This window comes from Bacteroides sp. L008, from assembly GCF_040812255.1.
Classification (GTDB): Bacteria; Bacteroidota; Bacteroidia; order Bacteroidales; family Bacteroidaceae; genus Bacteroides; species Bacteroides vicugnae.
In genome coordinates this window covers 250,086-261,868 of record NZ_JBFNXO010000001.1, presented here as the reverse complement: position 1 = coordinate 261,868, position 11,783 = coordinate 250,086, and the positions used below count along the sequence as shown (strand labels likewise).

The window sequence follows — 11,783 nt, the reverse complement described above, 5'->3', positions numbered from 1 at the left end:
TTGCATACAAATTTAAAATTCATCCATTTTCATCTTCCGTTTCTTGTTTAGTAGACTGTCGTACAGGCTTTCCGGCAGGATTTTGTTCCTGAATACCACGTCGAAGGCTATAATAAGGAATAGCGGTTTTCTCTTTATCACCTATAGCCTGATTAGCAGGACGAGTGGTATTGTATTCATATTCAAAATAATATCCGCCGAATCCGCCTTTTCGTCCTTGTGTAGGATTCCAGCGTGCCATACCTATTACAGAATAGATTGGATTGCCCCATGAATCTACTTTATTTCCATCAGCTTCCGTAAATTCGACTCCACCATTCTGCCAGTACCATCCCATTTGTTCCGTAGCAACGAATTTTTCAGGAGGACACCAGCTACTAAGCTGGTCAAATTTAGATTGCAAACTTTGAGCACTACCGGTGGTGTAACATTGTCGTACAAAATAATCGACATAAGGTTCTGTTTCCTTAGGAGGCAGCTGATTATAGAAGTCAACAATTAATAATTTGCCTGTATCCGATTGAGGACCGAAATAATTTCCTAATACCTTTATAAACTTTGTAAAGTTATCATTTTGCAACCAGTCGCCTTCCGGTTCGTAGTCCAAGTCCAAACCATCCAGATCATTACGCAACACACATCTCACAAGATGCATAGCATAAGCCTCGATACCTGCGTCGGTTTTAGGAAACTCCGTACTTCCAATACGGCAAATCGTACACATCACAACGCGAGTCCCCTTTACTGTACGGATATAATTCATTTCCTCATAAGCAGTCGGCAAATAACGCTCGTTATAATAACTAGTTTCTACATAAGCCGGATTGTTGGAAGGAATACCTGACCACAGACTGACGATGTCCAGACTATCCGGCAGACCAGTGAAATGAAGTCCCTGCGAAGGAGATGCTTCTGAAGTATAACCGGCATACCAGCCGAAACAAATAGCATGATCTGTTTTCTTATATTCACGCAGGTTCTGATAATATTCTTCATTATAAGTATTAGCTGCCTGTATAACTTCCGGTTCAATATCCGTATCACAACCACTCACAACAAATGTCAAGAGATAGGTGAACAAAAAATATACATAATTTCTTTTCATATTCTGCATTATTTAAGTAACCAATTATTTATTAGGCACATCCCACCACAATCTGACACCCGGGTTATCTACGCCACCTAAAAGTGTGATGCCTTTATCCAACTCTGTTCTATTCGTATTATATTCCGATTCCGGATAAGGTAATCTGCGGATTTGTATATTTGTGTCTACAGAACCTCCGGAACTTTCGTTCACAACAACCGGAAATACTTTCGGGTAACCGGTACGACGGAACTCTGTCCATGCCTCTTGTCCCACCGGATAAAGAGCAATGTACTTTTGAGTAATGATTTGTTCCAGATTTGTTTTAAAATCTCCCGATTCATCCCAAGCGATAGAAACAGTACCCAAAGCATCCATGGAATGAGATGATGTCACCGGATCCTCATAATTGGCAGGCACATATCCACCCGCTGCAGTTCTTGTCAGATACGCGTCAACTCCCGATGCACCATGTTCATCAAAAGACATTCTTATTCCATCTTCATAATACTTTTTAGCATCGGCATTCGTTCCCCAACGCAAAGCATATTCCGCCAACAAGAAATATGATTCGGATGAACGCATCCACACTACATTGGAAGTAGCAGTTGCCTGTGGTTCGGCAAAGATTCCTGTTATATATTTATCCTTACTTACGTCCTTTGACATTCCGGCTCTTATACCCCGATATTTTCCACCCGTACCTGCCTCGAAGTAAGCAGAAAGTCGTGGATCCTGATAACCATTCATGTATGAATCCAGCGTCGCTCCCATACAAATATCATCCCATCCTTTCAGAATATACAGAGGACTTTCATAAGTCGCAATCGGAGTAATATGCTGAAGTTCTGCTAAATCAGACTTCACATTCATCAAACCATAACTATTGCCAATAGCCAGTTGGGCTTCACTTTTTGCCTTTGTTTCATCCACATAGGCAAGATGCAATGCAAGACGCAAACGAAGTGAATTGGCAAACTTTATCCAAGATGTAACATCACCGTTGAACACACAATCCCATGATGACAAAACTTTACTTCCGGATGCAGCATAACTATCCAAGTTATTGATAGCTCCATCCAATTCTTCAAAGAATCTGTAATAAACATCCTTTTGCGAATCATAAGGCACTTCTTTTGAAACTCCAAAATTCAAATAAGGAATAGGCCCATAGGTATCTGTCACACGATGCATTGCCGCTACTTTCAGAATCTGCGCCATAGAAAACCGGGGATCTTCGTCATTGTTAATCGCTTTTCTTATTTCACGCCAGGCATTCATAGTCGTCAGGTAATTGGTAGTGAACATATCACCATACCAACTTCTTTTATCCCAATTGTAACGACCGGCAGAATTGATACTGGGAGCAGGAAAACCAAAATAGCCGATATACCCATCTCCACCCATCACTTCCACAGTCTGATATCTGTCCGAACCGATATTAAGTCCCGGTTGTGCTACCACCAGTACGTTCTGCTCCATCTGTAAAAGAAGAGAACCTGTTCTCACATTATCCCAATCCGTCATCTCATCGGTTGCTTCATTAGGATTGGTATTGTACTCCAGAAAATTCTTCGTACAACCTACATTTATCATGATTACTCCAAGGAGTAAGTAGTAGTAGTTCCTTACTTTAAAAAACTTACGTATGTTCATCATTATTTTTTTTAAAGGTTATCCAATTAGAAAGAAATCTTTGCAGAAAATCCCATCGATCTCAAACTCGGTTGCATGAAATAGTCCATACCCTGATTATAAGTACCGGTGCTTGCAGTAGATTCCGGATCAAATGGCGCCTTACAATACAGCATCCATAAATTCCGCCCTACAAAGGATACATTCAACCCTGAAATCCATTTACACCATTTATTGATCGGAACATCATAGCCCAAAGTCAATTCTCCCAAACGAACATTAGTCATACTATATACATACATAGAGCCTACATAACCTGTTCCATTAGCTCCGATAGTCTGATACCATGTCTGGGCATCAATCATCTGGCCGTTTATTTTCACTCCCCCATTATCCCGTGCCTCTGCCGATGTCTTAGACACTCCATAATAATCCATCACTGCTTGAGTGGCAGAAACTCCGATACCACCTACACGGGCATTCAACATAAATCCGAGGCTGATTCCTTTCCAGTTAAATTCATTTCTCCAACTAAGAGTATATTTCGGATTGGTATTACCGGCATAGACATAATTATTCTTATCAGTTTCCAAGACACCTGTCATTGAATTCATCCAGATATATCCATGCTCGTCAGTTCTCATTGTATTAACATACACATCTCCCATAGAGCCACCTACGGTTAGCCGTTGTTTGGCACCCCCTAATGAATAAACATCCATTTCATCCAAATGTACTGTCACTCCCAACTCTTCATTTGTATATTCAGGGAGCAATTGGTCTATGCGATTTCTGTTAAGCGACCATAGTAAAGTCGTTTTCCAATCTACAGGCCCTATATTCTGTTTAAATCCAAGAGCTAACTCAATTCCTTTATTTGTTACTTTACCTGCATTTACATATAATTTAGAATATCCGGTTGTTGTAGAAATTTCCGGGCTGAAAAGCTGATTCTCCGTATATGTCTTATAAGCTGTCACGTCCAGTGTCAGTTTATTATCAAACAGACCTAAATTAAATCCTCCTTCCCATGAATGAGTCCTCTCCGGTTTAAGGTCTTTTATCGGAAAATAAGAAGTGGTATTCAGCCCTCCCAACACCGCATAAGTAGTGATAGCCCTGAATCTTTCCGGTGCATTACCTACTTCGCTATACGAAAGGCGGACCTTTGCATAAGAAAGGATATTGGATTTCATTGTAAACATATTAGTCAGAATCGCTGAAGCACCGATAGAAGGATATAATATGGAAGAATGGTTTGTTCCTGCCAAAGCTGATATCCAGTCATTACGCAACGAGCCGTCTACATAAACCATGCCCCTATATCCTAATGAGAATGTTCCGAATAAAGAATTGGTACGATCGTGATAGTTCGTATTTTTATAGGTTAATTTACCGGAAACGTTCGCATTGTTAGAAGTAAACAGATTAGGAATGGTCAGCAATCCCCCTCCAAAATTCAGCTCCTTGTAATCCAGGTCCAATAAACTGGCACCTAAAGATGCTGTCAGATTCCATGTATCGTGATAGAAATATTTATTAATATTCAACATGGCATCGGCATATATCTGACTGGTATTTTTGTTCGATTGCACGTATGCTCCTTTATCCGAGTTTTCAGCAATCACATTCAAAGTAGAAGCATACATTTTCTTTTCCGAGTTGATTGTTTCCTTATCCAGCTTCACGCGTCCGGAAACATTCAACCAATCTGTTATCGTATATTTTAGTGAACCGCTTGCCAGAAAACGGTCTTTCTTGTTGGTATACATATTCCGGTTCGTAATCCAGTAAGGATTCTGCATGGATAATCCATTTTCTTTCAATGGCCAGAACTGTGTTTTTATGTTACGGTCTACATCATATCGTTCATAATACTGATATTTTGAGAAATCATCACCGCGCGGAAATAAATAAACGGGAACCAATGGATTTGCATACTCTCCCTGCGACAACATATTCTGTTCCTTTACATTAGAATACATAAAACTTAAATCCATCGTCAGTTTATCATTCAGCATAGAGGTAGTGTTACGAACAGAGAAATTATATCTGTCCAAGTCATTATTCTGAATGATACCCCGTGCATTTACGGCACCTACGGATACATAGGTTTGATTTTTTTGTGTCCCTGTAGTCAGACTTACAGTGTTCGCTACATTGTAACCTGTCTGGAAAAAATCTTTGACCTCATAATCGGTAGGAGATGACAATTTAGATGCCCAACTATACCACTCTCCTGTTTCCGAACCATACGTATTCTGGAATTCCGGCAATCGGAATGGTGAATAGAAGGTTGAATTATTACTGTATGTCAATCTGGTTTTATCTACAGCCCCTTTCTTCGTTGTGATAAGTACCACACCATTGGCAGCAGCCGAACCGTATAGTGCAGCGGCGGCCGATCCGCTAAGTACTGAAATTGATTCTATATCATCAGCGTTGAAGTTAGCCAATCCGTCACCGGATTGTCCGGCACCCGTATACTGATCGTCGGGTTGTTCACCAGATATATTAGCCAAAGGAACTCCATCTACTACATATAGAGCGTTGTTATTACCGGATATAGACTTCGTACCACGCATTACCACACGGGCACCACCTCCAATACCGGATGAACTTGCATTGATATTCACACCTGCCACTTTACCGGCAAGACTGCTCATCACATTCATATCTTTCGCCTTTGCCACTTCGTCACCGCTAATCTGCTGCACATTGTATGTCAAAGACTTGGTTTCGCGTTTAATACCCAAAGCCGTTACAACAACCTCATTCAAAACTTTTGTATCTTCCGTCATCACGATAGAAAGCGATTTATTATCTGTAACCTTCACCTCTTGAGAAGCATATCCAATATAAGAGATCTCCAATACCGCCCCCTTTTTAGCTTGAATCTGAAAGTTTCCGTCGAAATCTGTAATAGCACCGGTAGTTGTTCCTTTTACTTTCACATTCACTCCGATCAAAGGTTCTCCTTTTGTATCTTTCACTGTACCTTTTACTTGAATAATCGGATCTTGCTCTGTTACATTTAATTTAGTGGTAGACAAGATAATCTGCTTATCAACTACTGTATAAGTAACGTTGGTTCCTTTAAACACCTCATCAAGAATATCCAGGATCTTACCTGAATTGTTTCTCACAGAAACAATACGGTTCTTCTGAATTGTTTTATCATTATAAAGGAAAACATAGTCGGACGTCTCCTCTATTTTATTCAGTACCTGTTCTACAGATACATTGTTCATTGAAATGGCAACCCGCGTTCGCTGGGCATAGCCATCTTCGGCAGAAAGTTGTAATACTACTGCGAAAAGTAGTGCTAGACTAATCCTCATAACTAAAGGAAGTTTTAGATTTAAAGCATATTTAGGACATAATGCTGTAAATGAATGATTTTTTTTCATACATTTGTGGCTAACTAAAGTTTATTACTAAATGAACTATGGTTTGATTCCGGCTAGTGTTTACGAGACCTTGTGCCGTGAATCTGGAAAATTCGGAGGAAGACAGCTGTTGGTAGCAGCTTTCTTCCTTTCTTTTATTCTCTAGTGTTATTCCATGGGCTTTTATTTTAAGGGTTACTACTCTAATATAAATCTACTCTAATTTTAGTCTTTGATAATGTATCATCAGCCTGCTGTTGCGGTTCTTCAATTTTCCATTTTAAATCGGCGGACCTGGCCAGATAATCCAATATCTGCGACAGAGTTTCAGTCCGGAAAGTAGCCCGGTATTTATATTCTTTTCCAGACCTATTGTTAAACTGAATTTCTACATTGAAGTGTCGTTCCAAACGCTTCAGGATTTCTTCTAATGAAGCATTTCTGAAAATTAGTTTTCCATCTTTCCAAGCTATCTTTCCATAAACATCCACTTTATTTTTTTTCGACTTTTGACTCTGTTTATCGTAAAGCAACTGTTCTCCAGGAGCCAATACAATTGTTTCCTGATTAGGGGTTATCACATTTACTTTACCCTTTTCCAATACTGTTTCTATATAATTATCATCCTCATAAGCAGCTACATTAAATTGGGTACCATAAACATATACGCTCAAACCATTCGGAGTGTTTACATAAAAAGGACGCTCTTTATCTGCCTGCACTTCGAAATATGCTTCACCTTTCAACTCTACTAACCGGTTGTCTTTCTTGAAAGTGGTAGGATAACGCAATGTACTACCTGCATTCAACCATACTACAGAATGATCCGGAAGTTCATAACGTATGACAGAACCGGTAGCGGTTACCACCTCTGCATATTTCTCGTCAGTTTCTGTTCCACTAAAATATAAATATCCCAAAATCAGAGAAGAGAGAAATAAAGGTATAGTCAGAAATGCTGCATAACGCATCAATTGATTATACATGTTCTTTCTTCTATTAGTTTTTATTTTGGCTTGTGCTTGATAATAGGCACCCAATACATTAATGGATTCCATTTCTTTAATATCATCTCCCAATGCTTGTGCTTTACGGAGCAATGATTCCGGACTCATATTTTCCATATTTTCTTTCAAAATCTTATCTTTTAATTGTAATTACATTTATAATACAACTGAAGCAATTGGAAAAGGACAGCAAATACAAACTTTTTTTTATTTTATTTTTCGAGCCATGCCAAATTGAAGCGGTAATGCAATCGGCTACTAAGGATATGAACCACATTATCAGGAGTTTGTATTCCTGCAAGATAACCACGTGGTTCAGCATGATTTTCATCCATTTCGAAATATCCCGTCCATGCTCCACCGTTTAAAAAGCGATATTCACCGTCCGTCAGTAGTTTTCTTACTGGCCATGTTTTTCCCTCATCGTAGGAAAGAGCCGCGTACATGCCATATCCTTTCTTCACATTTCCATTTTTATCCTTAAATTCCAGACCACGTTCTTCCAAAGGCGTACGTTGCGGATGGTCTGTGAAAGAAACCAATAGCAAAGGGCCTTCATTCAGTCGCATTAAAACAAGACGCTGACCTCCGTCAATAGGAGGGAGTTCGCTTGCTCCATATTTCCAGTTCTTTCCCATATCATCTGATATGCTCATTGGCATTCGGAGCTTTCCTTCTTTATTCCGTATGCTATTACCACGCCCCATAGCCATCAAACTTCCGTTTCCTAATTGTACAATTCCCGCATGGATACCTGCGATTGTACTTCCCGTTCCTCCTTCTTTGAAATCCGGCAAAGGAGCGCCATCCCAAGGATCGCACCATGTTTTTCCTCCATCTTTACTGATTTGAACAGCTGCCCCATCATGACTGCCAGGACCCGCATCACAGGCTTGAACCAGCCATCCCTCACGTGTGCGAATCGTACCAGCTATAACCTGATGACGTTTGGTATGTTCGGGAGCTATCAGTTTAGGAGTGCTCCATGAAGCACCGTTATCTGTACTGGTACGTAGTACCATTGCGAGATTCTGCCAGTCTCCCGATGCTTCCACTCCATTGATATGATACAATTTTCCTTTCCCGTCATTGAGCAAAGCACTTCCTGTCATATTCCGATCCGGAACTTTAAAGAATAAAGAAGCCACATCCCAATCAGTATGCCCGGCACGCAAGCGGGAACCGAGTACTACCATCCCTCTCCCATTCTCTTCATTTGCAGAAAACCATATTGCCAGCAAATCTCCATTATCACACCACGTAACTGCAGGCTGATGATTATGCAGATAAAATGGGGTATTCGAATCACATGCCGGACGTACCACAAATGGTATCGGAGGCAAAAACATCGGTGTGATAGCAGATACTTTCTTCCATTTTATAGATGTATTTTCTACAGATTTCTGATTGAACGGGACAGGAACAAATGTCCCTGATACATTCAAACGAGTATCTGCTTCCACAATTCTAAATCCGGTTTGGGAATGTTTATCTTCCGGGAGCATAGCCAGCCGATTGGCACTTCGCAAGTATTTCTCCGGGGTGTGATGACTCCCTCCTCTAGTGACCCGAAACTCTCCTGCCAATGGTCCTGCCGGGTCTTTCTGCTTTTCTGCGGAATAAGGAGCATACCAATCCAAGCACCATTCTTCCACATTTCCATGCATATCATAAAGCCCGAATGTATTAGGAGGAGTCTGGGCAACTTTTAAAGATACCGGATCAAAATCACGAACCACTTTTTGATTCCGATGATAAACTGCAGGTAACCCGTCTCCTGTAGAAAATAGTGTGTATGTGCCTGCCCGGCAAGCATATTCCCATTCTGCTTCTGTTGGCAAACGATAGTTTTTGCCTTCTTTCCGGCTAAGCCATTCACAAAAGGCAACAGCATCGGAATAACTCACATTGACAACAGCTTCATCATCTCCCAGCGAAACACCGTTTTTTCCTCGTAATGCCCGATGTTCCGGACGGAATGATTCATATTGCGCATTCGTTATTTCAGTGATTCCCATACGAAACGGGCGAGAGATTACTACCTGATGGATAGGAGCCTCATCAAAATTTTCGCCTAATCCGTCACTTCCCATATAAAAACTTCCGGCAGGTATTTCAGTCATCGGAATAAAAGACTTGGAAACTTCTTGAGAATGTATTGGCAAACAAAAGGTTATAGCCAATAAAAAAAACTTGTTTTTCATATTTTAATCCTGTTTATATATAATACAATTATCCTATATACAAAAGGACAGTCTCATCCGATTATTTTTTATTCATTAGAGTTGAAAGCAAAAAAAGAATCGAAAATTAGGCTTTGATAATTATCTTATTATATATTTGCAGCAAAATGAAAAACTACAGAACCTCAAAATAATGAAAATATCTTTTTCCAAACAGACTAAAGAACGGGCTTTCAAACAACTTTATGAGGAGTATTACGCCCCATTTTGTTTGTATGCAAAAAGGTTTGTTGATGATAAAGAAACACGTGAAGACATCGTTTCGGATGTATTCACCTCATTATGGGATAAACTGGATACTGATTCTTTTGATCTTCAATCGGACACTGCATTAGCTTACATCAAAATGTGCGTAAAAAATAGCTGCCTGAATTTCCTGAAACATCAGGAATATGAATGGAGCTATGCGGAAAATATACAGAAAAAAGCTCCTGTCTATGAAACAGAACCGGATAGTGTATATACTCTTGACGAACTGTACAGAATGTTGTATGAAACATTGGACAAACTTCCGGAGAACTACCGTACAGTATTTATAAAAAGCTTCTTTGAAGGCAAAACGCATGTAGAAATTGCAGAAGAGATGAATCTCAGTGTGAAATCTATCAACCGTTACAAGCAAAAGACAATGGAACTTTTGCGCAATGAACTGAAAGACTATCTGCCATTGTTACTTTTGTTATTCCATCGCGCATAACAGCCACTTCTTATCAACACATACAAACTATTACTTGTCCATCCGGAAAGTATTAATAGTAAAGTTGTTATTGCCTAATAGCAAACTTCCAATCCTTTATATATAAAGCTGCTTTCGACTAATCATAAACTATAAATGCAAGCTTCGTTTTTATAATCAAAGGTTGCATTTATAAAAATGAAACTTGCAATTATATAATCAAAGCTTGCAATTATAGTTTATAATAGGTGAAAAACAAGTTTACTATTAACCCCAAACAAGTTTATCTATAATGAAGAATAACTTTGCTATTAATGATTTAGGCGTAAAATAGCAGTAGATTGTTATACAACTGCTATGAGAAATAACGAGAATGAGTATGAGAAATGCCTATTTTTAGGGATAAATCACAGGAAAAGTATGAGAAATGCCAACTTTTAAAAGTATTTCTCATATTCTATTACATTATGTTTCAACAGGTTGACTTATATTCATGAGAATATGAGAAATAGAATTGCCAAATCATTTATGGGAGGCGCTGAATTCAAGTTGTAAATGCGACACCTCCTTATTTTACAAGTTCACTAGTTTTACCGGAAACCTCAACTACATTATTGCATCATCATGTAGTTCTATGGATGGGAACTGATGCGAATGGGAAAGGTATGATGCTGCCAAAGCGCGACATCCGACACGATCTATTTTGCCGTTTTCCGTCTGTGGAATAGATTCTGTAATAAAAATATGTTTGGGACGATAATATGGTTCCAATGTTGTCTGCAACTTATTTTCTATCTCTCTTGTGTCCAATTGTCCTACTATCAACAAAGTCACAGCCTGCCCTAAACGCGGGTCGGGAACAGAAGTGATGACAAATGGCACAGGAATAAACGGTCGGAGCAACTTCTCCAGTTCTTCCGCCTGAATCTTAATCCCTCCGCTATTGATTACATTATCTTTTCGCCCCAGAATCATAAAACTTCTATCAGGATAGATACGTGCAATGTCATTGGTCTGCAATGTTTCGTCACATACCAAAGGAGCATCGATGACTAATGTATTCTCTGCGGATAAAGACAATTTTACTGAAGGAAATGGATAATAATGTTCTGAAGCCGATGCTCCATTCAAACGACGAAGGGCAATATGCGACAAGGTTTCGGTCATGCCATAAGTGGAGTAAACCGCCGTCGGAAGATGTTTGATCTCCGTTTCCAGAGCCTCATCGACGGCTCCGCCTCCTATAATCAGAATATCCGTTTGTTTTAATCGCTTTTTTTCTTCGGGAACCTGCAATGTGTTATAAACTTGCAATGGGACCATTGCAACAAATCTCAAAGGTTCTTTTATATCGGCCATTGGATGACCGGAAGCGGGACGAACAAGCAGATTCAAACCTGCGACCAAAGAACGTACCACTACCATCATGGCACCGATATAACGAAGGTTCATACATAATAATGCCGACTCACCTTTCTTCAAATTCAGAAACTCACAGGTCAGGCGCGCACTTTGCATCATCCGGTCCTTACGTACCATCAGTTCTTTAGGTGTACCCGTAGAGCCTGATGTATGAACCGTAATGACCGGAGAATCATTGAACCATTCGTTCAGGAAAAGATATAAATCCCAATAAGCAGGAGAATGAGCTTCCGCTCCTCCTGCTATCAATTGACGTATATCTTCAGAAGTGTATTCTTTTCCGTCCAGTAACAGACATTGTTGTTGTCGGTTGAATATCATCAC

The 11,783-nt window shown here is 39.8% G+C and carries 7 protein-coding genes; 1 reads left to right on the top strand and 6 read right to left on the bottom strand.

Annotated elements, in window-relative coordinates; genetic code table 11:
- Positions 1-19: 19 nt before the first annotated feature.
- The 5 genes from AB3G73_RS01065 to AB3G73_RS01045 form a co-directional block, all read right to left on the bottom strand.
- Positions 20-1,105, bottom strand: a complete 1,086-nt coding sequence (locus AB3G73_RS01065; RefSeq protein ID WP_258979984.1) for an endo-beta-N-acetylglucosaminidase family protein — start codon at positions 1,103-1,105, stop codon at positions 20-22.
- Positions 1,106-1,129: 24 nt separating this feature from the next.
- On the bottom strand, positions 1,130-2,746 hold the full coding sequence (locus tag AB3G73_RS01060) for a SusD/RagB family nutrient-binding outer membrane lipoprotein (protein WP_234132110.1): 1,617 nt from the start codon (positions 2,744-2,746) through the stop codon (positions 1,130-1,132).
- Between the two features lie 23 nt (positions 2,747-2,769).
- Entirely contained in the window at positions 2,770-6,063 is a 3,294-nt protein-coding gene (locus AB3G73_RS01055; protein WP_234132111.1) for a SusC/RagA family TonB-linked outer membrane protein, read from the bottom strand.
- A gap of 251 nt (positions 6,064-6,314) precedes the next feature.
- Positions 6,315-7,235 carry a FecR family protein gene (locus AB3G73_RS01050; RefSeq protein ID WP_234132112.1) on the bottom strand — a complete coding sequence of 307 codons (921 nt, stop codon included), beginning with the start codon at positions 7,233-7,235 and terminating at the stop codon, positions 6,315-6,317.
- 95 nt (positions 7,236-7,330) lie between these two features.
- Positions 7,331-9,322: an SUMF1/EgtB/PvdO family nonheme iron enzyme gene (locus AB3G73_RS01045; protein WP_258979983.1), complete on the bottom strand. Its 1,992-nt coding sequence runs from the start codon at positions 9,320-9,322 to the stop codon at positions 7,331-7,333.
- A gap of 172 nt (positions 9,323-9,494) precedes the next feature.
- On the opposite strand from AB3G73_RS01045, the gene AB3G73_RS01040 reads away from it, so the two are divergent.
- Positions 9,495-10,058, top strand: a complete 564-nt coding sequence (locus AB3G73_RS01040; protein ID WP_074557731.1) for an RNA polymerase sigma-70 factor — start codon at positions 9,495-9,497, stop codon at positions 10,056-10,058.
- 585 nt (positions 10,059-10,643) lie between these two features.
- Here AB3G73_RS01040 and AB3G73_RS01035 read toward each other — a convergent pair.
- The gene (locus AB3G73_RS01035) at positions 10,644-11,780 is read right to left on the bottom strand and encodes an AMP-binding protein (RefSeq protein WP_367741868.1); all 1,137 of its coding nucleotides are present in this window, start codon (positions 11,778-11,780) and stop codon (positions 10,644-10,646) included.
- Between the last annotated feature and the right edge of the window lie 3 nt (positions 11,781-11,783).

Coding starts and splice junctions, on each gene's coding strand:
- AB3G73_RS01045 (WP_258979983.1), bottom strand. CDS start 9,322: ATGAAAAACAAGTTTTTTTTATTGGCTATAACCTTTTGTTTGCCAATA.
- AB3G73_RS01050 (WP_234132112.1), bottom strand. CDS start 7,235: ATGGAAAATATGAGTCCGGAATCATTGCTCCGTAAAGCACAAGCATTG.
- AB3G73_RS01065 (WP_258979984.1), bottom strand. CDS start 1,105: ATGAAAAGAAATTATGTATATTTTTTGTTCACCTATCTCTTGACATTT.
- AB3G73_RS01055 (WP_234132111.1), bottom strand. CDS start 6,063: ATGAGGATTAGTCTAGCACTACTTTTCGCAGTAGTATTACAACTTTCT.
- AB3G73_RS01040 (WP_074557731.1), top strand. CDS start 9,495: ATGAAAATATCTTTTTCCAAACAGACTAAAGAACGGGCTTTCAAACAA.
- AB3G73_RS01035 (WP_367741868.1), bottom strand. CDS start 11,780: ATGATATTCAACCGACAACAACAATGTCTGTTACTGGACGGAAAAGAA.
- AB3G73_RS01060 (WP_234132110.1), bottom strand. CDS start 2,746: ATGATGAACATACGTAAGTTTTTTAAAGTAAGGAACTACTACTACTTA.